The organism is Bradyrhizobium sp. R2.2-H, assembly GCF_004346455.1.
In the GTDB taxonomy this organism is placed as follows: Bacteria; Pseudomonadota; Alphaproteobacteria; order Rhizobiales; family Xanthobacteraceae; genus Bradyrhizobium; species Bradyrhizobium diversitatis.
Genome location: NZ_SMBR01000001.1, coordinates 754818 through 772125 on the forward strand (window position 1 = coordinate 754818; position 17308 = coordinate 772125).

Genomic DNA, 17308 nt, shown 5'->3' on the forward strand with positions numbered 1-17308 from the left:
GTCGGTCGCGGGGGCCGGTGCGCTCCGGCGAAGCAGACTTTGGAGCCTCGCGGCAATCGACGCTCCTGTGGGACTTTCGCATCGCTAGGCTCGCGGCGAGTTCTCTCGAAACTCGCTTGGCGTTATGCCCGCCATGCGGCGGAACGCACGGGCAAAGTGAGCCGGGTCGGTGTAACCCGTGGCAAACGCAACATCGATTATTCTGGCGTCCGTCTTGCGCAGCAAGTCGGCTCCTTTCTCGAACCGGACCTGATCGAGCAAACGAGAGTATGTCAGTCCTGCGCTTGCGAGGCCGCGCTGAAGGCTTCTTACGCTGATCCCGGCGATCTCCGCCACCTCGGCGATGCCGGGGGGGCCCTCATCCAGGTACGATGGAAGCATCATCTTGAGCGATGTTATGGCATCGGTGCCGATACGCCGAAACTCGCGCTCCGATGGACCTGATGCCGCGGGCTTCACCGGATTGGGCAAGCTCAGCATTGAAATGGGCACATCAATCCATGAAACCTTCTGACCCGATAGGAAGCGGGTGTGAGGCCACCGGGATTGGGTCTCGGGACCAGGCGTGTATCGAGCTTCAAAGGCGATCGTCGCCGGCGCCCAATTCGGCCCTGCAAACTGGCGGATGACGTACACCATCATCACGTTCTGCAGCCATTGCGTATGCTCGAGATGCAGAGTTCCAGCAGTTCCGGAGATGCTGTTGCAAACCCTCAAGAGGTCATCATGACGCTCGAGCCAATAGCGGACGAAGTTGTCTTCGATCTGGATAAGCTGACACCATTGCTCCAAGACGGAAAACAGGGTCGGCGCGTGGCGAACCGCAGCTTGAAGTTGGTCACTCATATGACCAAAGTGCATTCGTTGGACGGCCCGAAATCCAAGATCCGTAATCCCCTGCGATGATTGTGCAATCGTTGCGAACTGAAGGGCGGGAATGAGCGGGAAATAGTCGTTGGGCTTCTGTTCGGGATGTGCTGGCAGGCCGAACCTGCTCAGCATCCGTTCAGCCGGGGCCCCGGCCTCGTTCAAAACCTCGACGAAAGGTGCAAGCAGGGCGCAACGCGCCACGACAATGGCCTTCATGGTCGTGCCCCGGGACGACACGGCTTTCCGCTGTCCCGGCCTCCCAAGGTGATGCAACCGTGCGCCTTGCGCATGATGCTACTTTAGACTGAGTTCGAGATCAACCTTGCCACGCTGCGGCATCATGCCGGTGCTACCCTTCGCAACGGTCGGCGAGGTCGCATTTTGGCGCGCGATGGCCATACGTCATGGCGTCTTCTGCGTAAACATTGGCGAATATGTCGGAAGAGCGGAGGTTTTGCGCCGCATCATGAAGCGAGTCTCCACGCCGTCCCGATACGCTGTCCGGGCGGCCATCGCCGCGTCGCTGCGCCAGGACCGTGCGGTGCTCCCGCAAACGGCGCACCGGCTCGGCATCAGTGCCCGCTCGCTGCAGCGCCGCCTTGCCGAGATGGGCACCACCTACGCTGAGCTCGTCGCGGAGGTTCGGCTCGACACCGCCTGCCATCTGCTCGCGGAATCGGACGAAAACATCGCCGACATCGCTGCGCGTTTGGGTTTCGCAGGTGCCAGCAGCTTCAGCCGCAACTTCGCGCGCTTGATGAAGATCCAACCCATTGCCTATCGGCGACAGCAGTCAAACCGGACGAATGGCTCGAAATGCGGTCCTTTTGCCCGAAAGCCGGCAGGCAAGCGCTTCTCAGGACCTCGAAATGACTAACTCGACCTCGGAATGATTGGCGCGAAATGGCAAGACGCGGCGACATCGAGAGATCATTCTGCACGCTGTGCGAGCGTGCCTCGATTGTCAGTGAACCGGGAAGCGCGTCATGCAGGCATTTGGAATACCTGCCGCTAACCATTGGGTTTTGGCAGGCAACAGCAAACGAAAAAGACGAGCGGCAAACAGGAGTGAACGTCACATGCGGATCGCTGGACTAGATCGGATTATCGCAATTCTCGCCCTGGCCATGACGTTTTGCAGCGCCAGTGCGTCGCTCGCCCAGAACGCGGCGGCACCGTCGTCCATGAAGACCATCGGCACGCCAGCAGCCTCAGCCAAACCCGAGATCGTGCCGTCGCTGTTCGTGCTCAACTCCCGCGGCGCCACGTTGCAAGGCGACACACTCACTTTGACCGGCGTATCGCCCAGCTCCATCATATTTGCCGACCGTCCAGTACGGTCCGCAGGCCACCAGGCGACCGCCGACGTGATCGCGGAGTGGGGATCGGGTGACGACAGTTTCACCAAAAATCCTCCGAACGCGACCGTTTCCGTGCTGGGCAAGGATGGTTCAGTCAAGGACGCCGTCGTGGTCCTCAAGAACCCGAAGCTCGAGGGCGACAAGCTCACCTTCCATGTCCAGACTCTGGAAGGCGATCTTGCCGACGCCGACGGTGGCGCTGCCCTCTTCATCGACATCATCGGGCGGCCATTCACGCCGATGTCGTTCGCCGGCGTTGCCCGGCGTAGCGCGTTCCGCGGCGCGATGTATGCAGGCGCCGCATATGGCGCGGCTGCGTACTATCACCCCTACGCGCGGCCGGCATGCGGCTATTACCCGTATCCGCCCTGCTATTGAGACGAGAGAGGAGCGGGTTTCCCCTTAGCTCGGTGAATTGAGCGACCAACGCATCGAAAGATTTCCAGTTCTTCATTTCAACGGAGTTCGTATGATGGATATCACCCGTCGCAACGTAACGATCGGCGGCATCAGCCTGCTCGCTAGTTCCTCGATAAGCACGATGGGCCACGCCGAGCTCGGCGAACTTCTCGGCATCGGCGAGGGACTCGAGGAGTTCGCACTCGCCACCGACGCCTATATCTTCGGCTATCCGCTCGTGACGATGGAGATGACGCGCCGTGTCATCACCAACGTTGCAACGCCGGTCGGCACGCGCGCGCCGATGGGCCAGATCATCAAGCTGCGCAAGTATCCTGATGCGTCCTTCCGCGACGTGACGGCACCAAATGCAGACACGCTTTACACCAGTGCGTTCTTCGACGTCGGCAAAGAACCGTGGGTGCTCAGCATTCCGGACATGAAGGGTCGTTACGCACTCTTCCCGATGCTGGACGGCTGGACGACGGTATTCCAGGTGCCGGGCAAGCGGACGACCGGCACCGGCGCGCAGACCTACGCCATCACGGGCCCCGGATGGAAGGGCACGCTGCCGCCCGGCGTCAAGGAATACAAGTCGCCCACCAGCATGGTGTGGCTGCTCGGCCGCATCTATTGCACCGGCACGCCCGAAGACTACGCCGAGGTGCACAAGCTGCAGGACGAATGCAAGCTGGTCCCGCTGAGCTCCTATGGCAAGCCCTACACACCGCCCCAAGGCAAGGTCGATGCTTCCATCGACATGAAGACTGCTGTTCGTGATCAGGTCAATCGCATGGATGCGACGGCCTATTTCACGTTGCTCTGCAAGCTCATGAAGGACAATCCGCCGGCGGCCGCCGACGCGCCGCAACTCGCCAAGTTCGCGAGGATCGGAATCGTGCCCGGGCAGGATTTCGACGCAAGCAAGCTCAAGGCAGATTTCGTCAAGCGAGTTCCGGAAATCGGCTTCGATCGCATCATGCTTCAGTTCAAGATCAACAAGGACATGAAGGACGAGAGCGGCTGGGGCTTCACCACCAAGACCGGCATCTACGGTACCGACTATCTGATGCGCGCGCTGGTGACCGCCATCGGGCTCGGTGCCAACCGGCCGCAGGACGCCGTATATCCGACATCGCTGAAAGACGCTGAGGGCCGCAAATACAACGGTGCCAACAAATACGTGCTGCGATTTGCCAAGGGGCAACTGCCGCCGGCGCTCGGGTTCTGGTCGTTGACGATGTACGATTCGAACTATTTCTTCGTGGCCAATCCACTCGACCGCTATTCGATCAGCGCGCGACAGAATTTGAAATCGAATCCTGACGGCTCCACCGATCTCTACATCCAGAAGGACTCGCCGGGGAAGGACAAGGAATCCAACTGGCTTCCCGCACCGTCAGGCGATTTTGTCCTGATGATGCGGCTGTATTGGCCGAACGAGAAGAGCCCCTCGATCATCAATGGATCTTGGAAGATTCCGCCGGTCAAGCAGGTCACCTGAGCCGAAGGCAAACGACAGCACAAACTCTCAAATACCTCGGCTGGTCCGGCCTGCGGCTATGGCCTCATCCGCTCCGACATCTAGGCCCAGCGCCTTGGCGCTGGCGGCCGCCGAACAAAAGAACAATGGTAACAAAGGAGAGCGTCCCATGTTGACGAAACGCGATCTGCTTCGCTCCGCTGCGCTGACTGCGCTCGCCGTCACGACGGCCAAGTCCACCCCGGCAATCGCGCAGAACAAAGCCGATTGGCCCGGGCTGTTGGAGGCCAAGGACATCGCCGAGGTAGGTTTCATCTATGGCCTGCCAATCGTGATGAACTATGCAATCATGTACGAATACGCGGTCGACCGCAATTCGGGGCAGTTCAAGGCACCGTTCAACCAAATCAAGAACGAGCCGAATGTCTACACCTACAAGGATACGGCAATCGTCACGCCCAATAGCGACACGCCCTATTCCTTCGTGTGGCTGGATTTGCGGGCGGAGCCGGTGGTGCTCTCGGTGCCGGCAATCGACCCGAAGCGCTACTACTCGGTCATGCTCTGCGACGGCAATACCTACAATTACGGGTATATCGGCACCCGAGCCACAGGGAGCGAGGCAGGCGACTACATGGTGGTCGGGCCCGACTGGAAGGGCGACACCCCGGCGGGCATCAAGCGGGTGTTTCGTTCGAGCACACAGTTATCCCTCGCGGGCTATCGCACCCAGCTTTTCGGCCCGGATGATCTCGACAACGTCAAGAAGGTGCAAGCTGGCTACAAGGTGCAGATGCTCTCGGCTTATCTGAAACAGACGCCGCCGCCGGCCGCGCCGACCATCGACTTCCCCAAGATCGACAAGGAACTCGTGAAGACCAACTTCTTCGATTATCTCGACTTCGCGCTACAATTCGCGCCGGCACAGGATAATGAGAAGGGGATACGCTCCAAGCTGGCACGCATCGGGGTCGGGCCGGGCAAGACCCTCAACTTCAAGGACCTGCCACTGGAGCACAAGCTGGAGCTTGGCCTCGGCATGAAGGAGGGGCAGCGGAAGGTGGACGAGGCCGTCGCATCTGCCGGCAAAGCGATCAACGGCTGGCGCGTTAGCGGTCTTCCAGGCGATAGCGCCCACTACAATGGCGACTGGTTGAAGCGAGCCGTCGCCGCTCAGGCCGGCATTTACGGCAATGACCCGGCGGAAGCGACCTATCCGTTCACGCGTGTTGACAGCGATGGCCGGACGCTCGACGGCAGCAAGCACAATTACACACTGACCTTCCCGGCGGGACAACTGCCACCGGTGAACTCCTTCTGGTCGGTGACGATGTATGACGGCAAGAGCCAACTCCTGGTCAAGAACCCGATCAGCCGCTACCTCATCAACTCGCCGATGTTGCCCGGCATGAAGAAGAATGGGGATGGCTCGCTCACCCTCTACATCCAGAAGGACAGCCCCGGCGCGGACAAGGAAGCAAACTGGCTGCCTGCGCCCAATGACACGATCTATCTTGTCATGCGCTTGTACTGGCCGAAGAGCGAAGCACCTTCGATCCTGCCGGCCGGCGAAGGGAGCTGGCAGCCGCCTGGCATCAAGCGGGTTTGACAGTCGTCCGAATGCAGATCGATTCGGCAAATGGTCCGGTCCGATCGTATGACGCATACTTTTGGCGCGGACCGTGACCACCCGTTGCAGTTCAGCGACGGCCATTTTGGGTTCAGATACCATTCGTGTCGGGGGCAGAGAATGACGCGATCCAAGCAAGAATCTCGGGTTTGGTTCATCCGCTCGAGTCTCGGCGCAGCCATGGTGCTGCTCGGCTGCGTGCCCGAAGCGGCATATGCCGATGAGGGTGGGGTTTCGTACTGGCTTCCCGGCCGGTTCGGCAGCCTCGCGGCGGCCCCGGCGGTGCCGGGCTGGTCGATGGCGGCGGTGTATTATCACACGACCGTATCCGCATCCGGGGCCACAGCTGCGGCGAAGGAAATCCAGATCGGCAGGTTTCCCGCGACGGTGAACAGCAGCCTCAATCTGCATCTCAATGCGCAGGGCGATCTCGTTCTGCTCAACCCCACCTACACCTTCGCAACGCCGGTGCTCGGAGGACAATTGGCCATTGGCGTAACCGGCCTGTTCGGGCGGTCGAGCGCCGACCTGAGCGGGATGCTGACCACGGCACTCGGACCGCTGGTGATAACGCGCAACGGCACCATCGCCGACTCCATCACATCGGTCGGCGACCTCTATCCGCAGGCGACATTGAAGTGGAACGCCGGGGTCCACAATTTCATGACCTATGTGACCGGGGACATTCCGGTCGGCGCCTATTCGCCAATCCGGCTTGCCAATCTCGGTATCGGCCATGCTGCTATCGACGGCGGCGGGGGCTACACCTACTTCAATCCGCAGACCGGCCACGAGTTTTCGGCTGTCGCGGGACTTACCTACAATTTCAAGAACCACGACACACAATATCAGAATGGCATCGACTTCCACTTTGACTGGGGCGCCTCCCAGTTTCTCTCCAAACAGCTTTTTGTCGGACTGGTGGGGTACGGCTATCAGCAGATCACCGACGACTTTGGACAACACCCGATCCTCGGTGGTTTCCGGTCACGGGTCGTTGGGGTAGGTCCGCAGGTCGGATACCTGTTTCCGGTTGACGACATGCAAGGTTATCTCAACCTGAAAGCATATGGCGAATTCGCGGCGGAGAACCGGCCGGCAGGATGGAATGCGTGGTTGACGTTCTCGATCTCGCCGATGGCTCCTGCCGGCACCGTGGCGCCGACCCGACGGATGGTGACGAAATAGGCCGTGGTCGCACACAATCCCTCGCGTTCCCCGGTCGGGCAAAGCACGGCATATGCAGGTCAAGGGGCCAGAACCGTCCTCAGATTTCGCAACTGGTCAGATTCAATGCCTTGAGCAAGCCACCAAACGCCTTGAGCCGACAAGGCTCGGTATTGTCGGCGGCCTTTGAACGCTGGACATTGGCAGTTCGCTTGATAGCGGCTGCCTTCGGTTTTGGCTTGGGACGTTCAGCGGTCGCGATCTTCTTCGAATGGTGCCGATGACGGGTAATCGTTTCCGGCTCGCGCGAACCGAGATGGATGTCTTCCGGCGCAGCAACGGGCGGTTCGACCAAAGCAGCCTGTGTCGGCATCTCGCTGCTCACAGCGACGACGTCAAGGCGATCGGCCTTCGCCAATGCGTCATGTGCAGCCGGGATGGCTGCGTTTTGCTCGGCAAGCGGCTGGACGATCGCGCGACGCGGTGGAGTTCTCAGCTCCATTGCCGAGAGCATTCCTACGCTCAACAGGATAAGGAGGCCCAACAACGCCATTCTCAGCATAATGCGCCTCTAACCAAGGTTAGTGCCGCTGAAAATTCTCCGCTGCAATAAGGCAACTTGTCGGCGGCTGCCGCCTCACGACGAATCATTTGCGCGACAGGGTTAACGTCGGTGATGCTCCTGCACGTGCCGAAAATGCCGCCGCTCACTAGCTCGTAGGATGGGTAGAGCGTAAGCGAAGCCCATCAAGCTCCGCCGATGACGCAACGGGACGGGTTTCGCAAGGGTTCAGCCCATCCTACGTGCTGAGCTCCTCAATCGCTCGCGGTGCCCGGAGGCAAAACACGCCGCATCGAGGTCAAGAGAATCGAGGTCAAGAGCCATGGGTGCAAACATTCCGGTTGATCGAATTTGCCGATTCCTGTGGTCACCCCGCGTGCGTTTTTCGCGGGCGGACCCTGGGTGCCGGCCGGCGTCCGGCCTTCCCTGCGCCCCCTTCTTATCGATGAGGGCGAAACGGACAGCAAAGCTCGGGCGAAACCGGCCGCGAGACCGCGAGACTATGTCCATTGGTGAGATTGCAGCAATCTCTCGTGCCCCGGACGCAGCGCAGCGCGCCGCGTCTTCGCGGCGTGACGCGCTGCAGAGCCGGGACCCATGTTGCGGCAATGTGCTCCGTGGCATATGGGTCCCGGCACGGCGCAGCAGCGCTTGCGGCGTTGCTGCTTGTCCGGGACACGCGATCAAGACCCCAGCCCCGCCGCGCCGCCACCAAGTTCATCTTGCACTGCGGCAGAAAAATATCGCACACTCGCCGTTGCCGGGCATCCAAGCGAGCTCGAACCAAGGAGCGAGCCATGTCCCTCCAGACCGTACCATCCGACAGCACTGAACCCCGCGCCAACCGCCCTGAAGACGTCCAGGCGCTGGAGGCCGACGCGCGCATGCGGGACGACATCCGCCTGCTCGGGCGCATCCTCGGCGACACCGTGCGCGACCAGGAGGGCGCCGACGTGTTCGACCTGGTCGAGCGCATCCGGCAGACCTCGATCCGGTTCCACCGCGACGAGGACCGGCTCGCTCGCCGCGAGCTCGAGCAGATCCTCGACAGCATGTCGACCTCCGAGACGGTGCGGATCGTCCGTGCCTTCAGCTATTTCTCGCACCTTGCCAACATCGCCGAGGACCAGAACAACATCCGCCAGATGCGCGCGCGCGCTGCCAGAAGCAGCGGCTCCGGCGTGCTGGCGGACACGCTGGCGCATGCCAAGGCGGCGGGCATTGGTCCCGATCAGCTCCGTAACTTCTTCAAGACCGCATTGGTCAGCCCGGTGCTGACCGCTCATCCGACCGAAGTCCGCCGCAAGAGCACCATGGACCGCGAGATGGAGGTCGCTGGCCTGCTCGACCGCCGCGAGCGGGTCGCGTTGACCGCGGAGGAGGCGGCCGCCAGCGACGAGCAGCTTCGCCGCGAGGTGCTGACGCTGTGGCAGACCAATCTCTTGCGCCGGACCAAGCTGACCGTGCTCGACGAGGTCGCCAACGGCCTGTCCTTCTACGACTACACCTTCCTCCGCGAGGTGCCGCGGCTCGTAAACGCGCTCGAAGACCGGCTGGAGGAGGACGGCGCACAGGCTGCCGGCGAGCTCGCCTCGTTCCTGCGCATGGGCAGCTGGATCGGCGGCGACCGTGACGGCAACCCTTTCGTCACGGCCGACGTCATGCGCGGCACGCTGCGGCTGCAGTCGAGCCGGGTGATGCAGTTCTATCTGAACGAGCTGCACGTGCTCGGCGCCGAGCTGTCGATCGCGGCTCATCTTGCCGACGTCTCCGAGGAACTGCGCAACCTGGCGGAGCGCTCGCCGGACACCTCGCCGCACCGAAGCGGCGAGCCTTATCGTCTCGCGGTGTCCGGCATCTATGCCCGGCTCGCTGCAACGGCCGAAATGCTGGAGGTCGAGATCACACGCCGGCCGGTCGGCAAAGCGGCGCCTTACGCCAGCGTCAAGGAGCTGCAGGCCGATCTCGACGTGCTGCACCGCTCGCTGATTTCCAACAACGCCCGCGTCATCGCCCGCGGCCGGCTGCGGCTGCTGCGCCGCGCGGTGGACTGCTTCGGCTTCCATCTCGCCCGGCTCGACATCCGCCAGAACTCGGCCGTGCACGAACGCACCATCGCCGAGCTGATGGACGCCGCCAATCCCGGCATGTCCTATCTCGCGCTCGGCGAGGATGCCCGCATCTCGCTGCTCACCAACGAATTGCGCTCGACGCGCGCGCTGGTCTCGCCCTTCGTCAAATACAGCGACGAGACCATGGGGGAGCTCAATGTCTTCCATGCCGCCGCGGAAGCGCATGCGAAGTTCGGCTCGGACGCCATCCCCCAATGCATCATCTCGATGTGCAAGGGCATGTCGGACATGCTGGAAGTGGCCGTGCTGCTCAAGGAGGTCGGCCTCGTCCATCCTTCCGGCCGCAGCGCCATCAACATCGTCCCGCTGTTCGAGACCATCGAGGATCTGCAGTCCTCATCCGGCATCATGGATCGCATGCTGTCGCTGCACGACTATCGCCGGCTGGTCGACAGCCGCGGCAGCGTGCAGGAAGTCATGCTCGGCTATTCCGACTCGAACAAGGACGGCGGCTTCGTCACCTCGGGCTGGGAGCTCTACAAGGCCGAGATCGGCCTCGTCGAGGTGTTCGAGCGCCACCACGTGCGGCTGCGCCTGTTCCACGGCCGCGGCGGCTCGGTCGGCCGCGGCGGCGGTCCGAGCTATGACGCCATCATCGCGCAGCCCGGCGGCGCCGTGAACGGCCAGATCCGCATCACCGAGCAGGGCGAGATCATCTCGTCGAAATATTCCAACGCCGAGGTCGGCCGCAACAACCTGGAGATCCTCGCCGCGGCGACGCTGGAAGCAAGTCTCCTGCATCCGCGCCAGAGCGCGCCGCGGCGCGAATATCTGGTCGCGATGGACGAGCTTTCCAATCTCGCCTTCAAGGCCTATCGCGGCCTGGTCTACGAGACCGACGGCTTCGTCGATTATTTCTGGGCGTCCACCGTCATCAACGAGATCGCGACGCTCAACATCGGCAGCCGTCCTGCCTCGCGCAAGAAAACACGCGCCATCGAAGACCTTCGCGCCATCCCCTGGGTGTTCTCCTGGGCGCAATGCCGCCTGATGCTGCCGGGCTGGTACGGCTTCGGCAGCGCAGTCGAGCAGTGGATCGCCGAGCATCCCGACAAGGGCATGCCGTTCCTGAAAGAGCTCTACCAGGAATGGCCGTTCTTCCGCATGCTGCTGTCGAACATGGACATGGTGCTGGCGAAAAGCTCGATCGCGATCGCCTCGCGCTATGCCGAGCTCGTGCCCGACGAAGCCTTGCGCGAGAAGATCTTCGGCCGTATCCGCCGCGAATGGCATTCCTGCATCGAGACGCTGCTCGACATCATGGGCCAGGACCGGCTGCTCCAGGGCAACCCGCTGCTGGAGCGCTCCGTACGCCACCGCTTCCCTTATCTCGACCCGCTCAACCACGTGCAGGTCGAACTCTTGAAAGAGCACCGCGCGCAGAAGCCGGACGAGCAGGTGCTGCGCGGAATTCAGCTGACGATCAACGGCATTTCGGCGGGGTTGAGGAATACGGGGTAGGGGACGACGCTGTCGCCAAATCCTCAGCCGTCATGCCCGGGCTTGTCCCGGGCATCCACGTTCTTCGTGCCGCGCGTCAAGGCGTGGATGGCCGGGACAAGCCCGGCCATGACGCGTGGTGATGCAGTGCCCCTCAACAGAAATGCGCGCCCTGCGTTTCCACATAGACCGCATAGAGCGACTGGCTCGCGGTCATGAACAGGCGGTTGCGCTTCTTGCCGCCGAAGCAGACATTGGCGCAGGTCTCGGGCAGCAGGATCTGCCCGATCCGCGCGCCGTCGTTCGGTGCGAACACCTGCACGCCGTCATAGCCGGGGCCGACCCAGCCGGCGCCGACCCAGATATTGCCCTCGGTGTCGACGCGAAGGCCGTCCGGAAAGCCTGACTTGCCGTCGAGCTTCATGTCGATCAGCTTCTTCGGGTTCGACAGCTTCGGGCCGTCGACGTCATAGGACCACACCACGTTCTCCGCTTGCGGGTAATGCGTGATGCCGGTGTCGCAGACATAGAGCTTCCTGTAGTCGTGGCTGAAGGCGATGCCGTTCGGCTTGAACGGTTCGTCGGCGACCTTCGCGACTTGGCCAGTCTGGGTGTCGAGACGATAGACCGCTTCCTTCTGGTGGGGCTGGAGCGAGCCCGTCTTGGCGAGCTTGCCTTCGTAGATGCTGATCGCGCCATAGCCGGGATCGGTGAACCAGATCGCCTTGTCGTTGGGATGGACCACCATGTCGTTGGGGCCGTTGAGCGGCTTGCCACCCGCCTGCTCGGCCAGGGTCGTGACCGAGCCGTCGTGCTCGTAACGGACGAGGCGGGTGCGTTCGGCGCTGAGCTGGCGGCCCTCGGTGTCGAACGAGTTGCCGTTGGATTCGTTCGACGGCTTGTGGAACTGCTCGGAGATATGGCCGTCATCGTCGAGATAGCGAAGCTGCCGGTTGGCGGGGATGTCGCTCCAGACCAGATATTGCCCCTGCGCATTCCACGCCGGCCCTTCCGCCCAGAGGCAGCCGGTGTAGAGCCGCTTGATCGCGGTGTTGCCGACCTTGGCCTTGAAGCGTTTGGGATCGATCACGACGATGTCGGGGTCGGGATAGCGCTGCGGTTCGGCATTGGCGCCGAAGTCGCGGGCATTGGCCTGTGAGGCAAGGATGGTGGACGCCGCGAGAGCCGCGGTGCCTTTGAGGAAAGTGCGGCGTCCAAGGCCGCCGGTCGCAGTGGTGTCGTCGGTATTGGTCAGTATTCTTGTCATGGTTTCCTCCCAAAGTTTGTTGGGAGGACACCATTCGCCCGCATTCGGGCGTAAACCGGGGCGATCTCTCGGCGAGACAACCAGAGATCGCAGGGCAGGGATGCCGGAAATGCAGCTAGACCGGATCCCAGGTGAAGATGTCGGCCGAGCGGTCGAGCTTGTAGAATGAACCCTTCAGCGCCGGCATGCCATGTTCCGCGATCGATTGCGGCGTCCAGCCTTCGCTCCGCTGCACCGAGCGGATCGGCCGGTTCTGGCTGAACAGGAAGATCTCGTTCATGCGCACGCCGAAGATCTGGCCGGTGACGTCCTTGGCGGAATCGCCGAGCAGATAGCCGCAGAGCGGGGCGATCTTCTCCGGTCCCATCTGCTTGATCTTCTCGACGCGCGCCTTCTCGGCCTCGGTCTCGGTCGGGATGGTCCCGATCATGCGGGTCCAGGCGAACGGCGAGACGCAGTTGGAGCGCACGTTGAAGCGGCCCATGTCGAGCGCGATGGACTTGGAGAGCCCGACGATGCCGAGCTTTGCGGCGGCGTAGTTGGCCTGGCCAAAATTGCCGATCAGGCCCGAGGTCGAGGTGAAGTGCACGAAGGAGCCCGACTCCTGCTCGCGGAAGACGCGAGCGGCGGCGTGGCTGACGTAGAACGAGCCCATCAGATGCACCTTGATGACGGCCTCGAACGCCTCCACGCTCATCTTGTGGAAGATCATGTCGCGCAGGATGCCGGCATTGTTGACGACGCCGTCGAGCCGGCCGAAATGATCGGTCGCGGTCTTCACGATCTTGCTCGCCGGGATCGCTTCCGCGACCGACTCGAAGTTGGCGACGGCCGTGCCGCCACGCTTCTTGATCTCCTCGACCACTTCCTCGGCCGGAGCAGCGTTCGCGCCGGCGCCGTCCGCGGCGCTGCCGGGATCGTTGACGACGACCTTGGCGCCCTCTGCCGCGCACAGCAGCGCGATCTCGCGCCCGATGCCGCGGCCTGCGCCGGTGACGATGATGACCTTGTCCTGCAGTGATTTCGTCATGTGGGTTTCTCCGCTATCCCTTCCAAATTCCGCTGTCATTCCGGGGCGCGCCTCTTGGCGCGAGCCCGGAATCCATTTCTCCGCCTCGCTTGCTGCACGATGGATTCTCAGGTGCGCAATTGCGCACCATAGTTCGTCGCTTCGCGCCGCCCCGGAATGACAGCTATTACCTCTCGTTCGTAAACACGATCGTGCCGCTTGCGGCGAACATGCCGCCGACGCCGTGGCACACCGAAATCTTCGCGTTCGGCACTTGCGCCGGCGCGATGCCGCGCATCTGGCGCACGCTCTCCTGCAGCGCGTACATGCCGTACATGCCCGAATGCATGTAGCTCAATCCGCCACCATTGGTGTTGAGCGGCAACTTGGCCCCGGGCCGCGTGTTGCCGTCCGCGATGAACTGGCCGGTTTCTTCGTACGGCATGAAGCCGAGATCGCCGAGCCCGAACAGCGGCAGATGCGCAAACGCATCGTAGATCATGAGATGGTCGACGTCCTCATGCGCGATGCCGGCTTCCTTGAAGGCGAGAGGGCCCGCGGTCTTGAACGCGCGCGAGGAGTTGAACGTCTCCATCTGGCTGACCATCGGCGTCTCCACGCTCTCGCCGGTGCCCATGATGTAGACCGGCTTGCGCGGAAAGTCCCGGGCGCGGTCCGCCGAGGTCAGGATCAGCGCGCCGCCGCCGTCGGTGACGAGGCAGCACTGGAGCAGGCGGAACGGATAGGCGATCATGCGCGAGTTGAGGACGTCAGCGACCGTGATCGGGTCCTTCATCATCGCGCGCGGATTCTTCGCCGCCCATTCGCGCTGCACCACCGCAACCGAGGCGAGCTGCTCGTGGGTGATGCCCCAGGTCTTCATGAAGCGCAGCACGGGAATGGGGAACATGCTGGGCGGCCCATAGACGCCATAGGGCGCCTCGAACTGGCCGTTGAGGCTGTCCGCCGGCGTCGAGCGCGGCAGCTTGCCGATCATCGACTTGCCGCTCTCGGCGTGGGTGATCAGCACGGTCTTGCACAGGCCCGCCTCGATCGCCGCTGCGGCATGGCGGACGTGGAGCATGAACGAGCAGCCGCCCACCGAGGTGCCGTCCACCCAGGTCGGCTTGATGCCGAGATAGTGGCAGACCTGCTGCGGCGTCTCGACCGCCGTGGCGAAGCCGTCGATGTCGGACAGCTTCAGCCCGGCGTCCGCGATGGCGTTGAGTGCGGCGTCCGCATGGAGCTGGAGCTGCGAGGCGTTGGGGATGATTCCGAGCTCGGTGGTCTCGGCCGCGCCGACGACGGCAACCTGGTTCTTGCGCATGGCTTACCCTTTCGCCGGACGGAAGACGGGGAGGGTGATCTTGTCGTCGAGCTCCTGGAAGGCGACCTCGAGCTTCATGTCGAGCTCGAGTGCCTCCGGCGTCTGCGGGCAGTCGATGATGTTGCTCATCATCCGCGGGCCCTCGTCGAGCTCGACCACGGCGATGGCGTAAGGCGGTGTGAAGCCCGGCGCGGCGGGGCGATGGTTGATCACGTAGCTGTAGAGAAAGCCCTTGCCGCTCGCCTTGAAGACCGAGACCTTGCGCGAGGCGCAGGAGGGGCAGAACGGGCGCGGCGGGAAGTAGACATGCGCGCAGGCGTCGCAGCGCTGCAGCCGCAATTCGCCCGCCTTCGTGCCGTCCCAGAAATGCTGGGTCTCCGGCGTCGGTTTCGGTCGCGCGCGCTGCGGTTCGGCCATTGGGGGCTCCTCCCAAAAGACAGGCTTCCCGCCTGGCTGTTTCGATCTTGATGCGACAATCGACTATGGTGCGTCAACGGTCCAGCAATACGCATGCATGCCATCATGCGCACAATGCTTGTGTCGAACTGAGCCAGCGCTATAGATTGCGCGCACCAATATTCCGTGAGACAGACATGCCCGATTTTCCGACACTGGCGAAGCTCGCCGAAGACCTCGAAAGCGGCCGCACGACCGCCCGCAAGCTGGTCGAAGCCTGCATGGCCAGGATCGCCGATCCCGCCGGCGAGGGCCAGCGCGCCTTCATCCATGTCGACAAGGACGCCGCGCTGGCGGCGGCCAACGCCATGGACGGCTTGCGCAAGGCCAAGGCGGCGCCGTCGCGCTTTGCCGGCATTCCGATCTCGATCAAGGATCTCTTCGACATCAAGGGCCAGGTGACGCGCGCCGGCTCGCGCGCGCTCGACGATTCCCCGCCGGCCGAGCAGGATGCCGCAACGGTGGCGCGGCTGCGCGGGGCCGGCTTCGTCGTGATCGGCCGCACCAACATGACCGAGTTCGCCTATTCCGGCATCGGCATCAATCCGCATTACGGCACCCCGAAGGGCGCCTGGAACCGGAGCGAGGGCCATGTGCCCGGTGGCTCCTCCTCGGGTGCGGCCGTTTCAGTGCTGGATGGCATGGCGCATGGCGCGCTCGGCACCGACACCGGCGGCTCCTGCCGGATTCCCGCGGCCTTCAACGGCATCGTCGGCTACAAGCCGACGCAGCGCCGCGTGCCGCTCGACGGCTCCGTGCCGCTCTCGTTTTCGCTCGACAGCATCGGCCCGCTGGCACGATCGGTCAGCTGCTGTGCCATACTCGACGCCGTGCTCGCGAACGAGCCGATCGTCGCATTGAAGCCGCGGCCGATCCAGGGCATGCGGCTCGCGGTGCCCACCACGATCGCGCTCGACGACCTCGACGCAGAAGTGGCCCAAACATTCGAGCGCGCGTTGAAGACGCTTGCCGATCACGGCGCCACCATCGAGCGCATCGAGATGGCGGAATTCCACGATGTCGGCCCGATGAACGCCAAAGGCGGTTTTGCGGCCTCTGAAAGCTATGCCTGGCATCGCTATCTCATCACGTCGAAGGGCGATGTCTATGATCCCAGGGTCGCCGTGCGCATCATGCGCGGCGAGTCACAGAGCGCGGCCGATTACATCGATCTTCTCAACGAGCGCCGCTCGCTGATCGCCCGCGTCAATGCGCGCATTGCGTCCTATGATGCGCTGGTGCTGCCGACCACCGCCAACACGCCGCCGAAGATCGCCGATCTCGCCGACGACAAGGCCTTCACCACCGAAAACCTGCGCGCGCTGCGCAACTGCACCCTGATCAACATGATCGATGGCTGCGCCATCTCGATCCCTGCGCATCGCCAGGGCGACGTCCCGGTCGGCCTGATGCTGGCGGGGGCGGGCGGATCAGACCGTCGCATTTTCGAGCTTGCTGCCGGCATGGAGACCGCAATTCGTGTTTGACCTGACCTTCACCGTCGATGCCCAGGACACCACCACGCCGCTGACGCTGGCGATCGACCAGATGGTCATCGCCGGCTGGACCGGCCGCGATCCCGTCGCCCGCGACAAGCACATCGCCGAGCTCGAGGCGGTCGGCATCGCACGCCCGGCCTCGACGCCGATCTACTATCGCGCCTCGGCGCGGCGACTGACCCAGGAAGTCCGCATCGAATGCACCGGCGGCGATTCCAGTGGCGAGGTCGAGTTCGTGCTGATCGGCTGGCAGGGCCGCATCTTCGTCGGCTGCGGCTCCGACCACACCGACCGCAAGGTCGAGGCGTACAACGTCACGGTGTCCAAGCAGATGTGCGACAAGCCCATTGCCTCCACCCTGTGGGAGCTCGAAGACGTCATCGAGCACTGGGACAAGATGATCCTGCGCTCCTACGCCACCATCAAGGGCGAGCGCGTGCTCTACCAGGAGGGGACGCTGGATGCGATGCTGCCGGTCGCCGACCTCATCGCGCGCGGCTTTGATGGCGGCAAGTTCCCCGACGGCTGCGCCATGTTCGGCGGCACCTTCGCCGCCAAGGGCGGCATCCGCCCCGCCGACCACTTCGACTTCGAGCTGGAGGACCCCGTGCTGAAGCGCACGATCAAGCACGGCTACGACGTGGTGACGCTGCCGGTGCGGGGTTAGGTCCCCTGCGTTGCGACGCGACTCTCTCCCCGTCATCGC

The 17308-nt window shown here is 63.1% G+C and carries 14 protein-coding genes; 8 read left to right on the forward strand and 6 right to left on the reverse strand.

What is annotated here, in order from left to right; all coding sequences use genetic code 11:
• Positions 1-84: 84 nt before the first annotated feature.
• Positions 85-1086, reverse strand: coding sequence for an AraC family transcriptional regulator (locus EDE08_RS03605; RefSeq protein ID WP_131867223.1), 1002 nt, complete (start codon positions 1084-1086; stop codon positions 85-87).
• A 106-nt stretch (positions 1087-1192) separates the two neighbouring features.
• Here EDE08_RS03605 and EDE08_RS03610 point away from each other — a divergent pair, with 106 nt between their 5' ends.
• The 5 genes from EDE08_RS03610 (at position 1193) to EDE08_RS03630 (ending at position 6931) form a co-directional block, all read left to right on the forward strand.
• The gene (locus tag EDE08_RS03610; protein ID WP_131867225.1) at positions 1193-1747 is read left to right on the forward strand and encodes a helix-turn-helix domain-containing protein; all 555 of its coding nucleotides are present in this window, start codon (positions 1193-1195) and stop codon (positions 1745-1747) included.
• 202 nt (positions 1748-1949) lie between these two features.
• Positions 1950-2609 (forward strand): hypothetical protein, encoded by a 660-nt coding sequence (locus EDE08_RS03615; RefSeq protein ID WP_502700561.1) that lies wholly within the window; start codon positions 1950-1952, stop codon positions 2607-2609.
• Between the two features lie 94 nt (positions 2610-2703).
• Positions 2704-4134 (forward strand): DUF1254 domain-containing protein, encoded by a 1431-nt coding sequence (locus EDE08_RS03620; protein WP_131867460.1) that lies wholly within the window; start codon positions 2704-2706, stop codon positions 4132-4134.
• Positions 4135-4282: 148 nt separating this feature from the next.
• On the forward strand, positions 4283-5722 hold the full coding sequence (locus tag EDE08_RS03625; protein WP_131867462.1) for a DUF1254 domain-containing protein: 1440 nt from the start codon (positions 4283-4285) through the stop codon (positions 5720-5722).
• Between the two features lie 201 nt (positions 5723-5923).
• On the forward strand, positions 5924-6931 hold the full coding sequence (locus EDE08_RS03630) for a SphA family protein (protein ID WP_245524693.1): 1008 nt from the start codon (positions 5924-5926) through the stop codon (positions 6929-6931).
• Between the two features lie 79 nt (positions 6932-7010).
• Here the strand turns inward: EDE08_RS03630 and EDE08_RS03635 are convergent, their stop codons facing one another.
• Complete coding sequence (locus EDE08_RS03635) at positions 7011-7472, reverse strand: hypothetical protein (protein ID WP_131867229.1); 462 nt, start codon at positions 7470-7472, stop codon at positions 7011-7013.
• Positions 7473-8269: 797 nt separating this feature from the next.
• Here EDE08_RS03635 and ppc point away from each other — a divergent pair.
• On the forward strand, positions 8270-11065 hold the full coding sequence (gene ppc / locus EDE08_RS03640; RefSeq protein ID WP_131867231.1) for a phosphoenolpyruvate carboxylase: 2796 nt from the start codon (positions 8270-8272) through the stop codon (positions 11063-11065).
• A gap of 133 nt (positions 11066-11198) precedes the next feature.
• Here ppc and EDE08_RS03645 read toward each other — a convergent pair whose 3' ends face one another.
• The 4 genes from EDE08_RS03645 to EDE08_RS03660 all read right to left on the reverse strand — a co-directional run bounded on the left by EDE08_RS03645 (position 11199) and on the right by EDE08_RS03660 (position 15064).
• Positions 11199-12311, reverse strand: a complete 1113-nt coding sequence (locus tag EDE08_RS03645; protein WP_131867233.1) for an SMP-30/gluconolactonase/LRE family protein — start codon at positions 12309-12311, stop codon at positions 11199-11201.
• Positions 12312-12426: 115 nt separating this feature from the next.
• Positions 12427-13341 (reverse strand): SDR family NAD(P)-dependent oxidoreductase, encoded by a 915-nt coding sequence (locus EDE08_RS03650; RefSeq protein ID WP_131867235.1) that lies wholly within the window; start codon positions 13339-13341, stop codon positions 12427-12429.
• A gap of 166 nt (positions 13342-13507) precedes the next feature.
• Positions 13508-14647, reverse strand: a complete 1140-nt coding sequence (locus EDE08_RS03655) for a thiolase C-terminal domain-containing protein (RefSeq protein ID WP_131867237.1) — start codon at positions 14645-14647, stop codon at positions 13508-13510.
• A 3-nt stretch (positions 14648-14650) separates the two neighbouring features.
• Entirely contained in the window at positions 14651-15064 is a 414-nt protein-coding gene (locus EDE08_RS03660) for a Zn-ribbon domain-containing OB-fold protein (RefSeq protein WP_061020211.1), read from the reverse strand.
• Positions 15065-15240: 176 nt separating this feature from the next.
• Between EDE08_RS03660 and EDE08_RS03665 the strand changes: the two genes are divergently transcribed.
• Both EDE08_RS03665 and EDE08_RS03670 read left to right on the forward strand, forming a co-directional pair.
• A complete protein-coding gene (locus tag EDE08_RS03665; RefSeq protein WP_131867239.1) occupies positions 15241-16590 on the forward strand; it encodes an amidase in 1350 nt (449 codons plus the stop codon).
• Positions 16583-17269, forward strand: coding sequence for a DUF2848 domain-containing protein (locus EDE08_RS03670; protein ID WP_131867241.1), 687 nt, complete (start codon positions 16583-16585; stop codon positions 17267-17269). The genes EDE08_RS03665 and EDE08_RS03670 overlap by 8 nt, the downstream gene beginning before the upstream one ends.
• Positions 17270-17308 lie beyond the last annotated feature (39 nt).

Excerpts from the sequence above, each read along its gene's own strand:
- ppc (WP_131867231.1), top strand. The coding sequence starts at position 8,270 with ATGTCCCTCCAGACCGTACCATCCGACAGCACTGAACCCCGCGCCAAC.
- EDE08_RS03635 (WP_131867229.1), bottom strand. The coding sequence starts at position 7,472 with ATGCTGAGAATGGCGTTGTTGGGCCTCCTTATCCTGTTGAGCGTAGGA.
- EDE08_RS03605 (WP_131867223.1), bottom strand. The coding sequence starts at position 1,086 with ATGAAGGCCATTGTCGTGGCGCGTTGCGCCCTGCTTGCACCTTTCGTC.
- EDE08_RS03630 (WP_245524693.1), top strand. The coding sequence starts at position 5,924 with ATGGTGCTGCTCGGCTGCGTGCCCGAAGCGGCATATGCCGATGAGGGT.
- EDE08_RS03620 (WP_131867460.1), top strand. The coding sequence starts at position 2,704 with ATGGATATCACCCGTCGCAACGTAACGATCGGCGGCATCAGCCTGCTC.
- EDE08_RS03650 (WP_131867235.1), bottom strand. The coding sequence starts at position 13,341 with ATGACGAAATCACTGCAGGACAAGGTCATCATCGTCACCGGCGCAGGC.
- EDE08_RS03645 (WP_131867233.1), bottom strand. The coding sequence starts at position 12,311 with ATGACAAGAATACTGACCAATACCGACGACACCACTGCGACCGGCGGC.
- EDE08_RS03665 (WP_131867239.1), top strand. The coding sequence starts at position 15,241 with ATGCCCGATTTTCCGACACTGGCGAAGCTCGCCGAAGACCTCGAAAGC.
- EDE08_RS03660 (WP_061020211.1), bottom strand. The coding sequence starts at position 15,064 with ATGGCCGAACCGCAGCGCGCGCGACCGAAACCGACGCCGGAGACCCAG.
- EDE08_RS03615 (WP_502700561.1), top strand. The coding sequence starts at position 1,950 with ATGCGGATCGCTGGACTAGATCGGATTATCGCAATTCTCGCCCTGGCC.
- EDE08_RS03625 (WP_131867462.1), top strand. The coding sequence starts at position 4,283 with ATGTTGACGAAACGCGATCTGCTTCGCTCCGCTGCGCTGACTGCGCTC.
- EDE08_RS03655 (WP_131867237.1), bottom strand. The coding sequence starts at position 14,647 with ATGCGCAAGAACCAGGTTGCCGTCGTCGGCGCGGCCGAGACCACCGAG.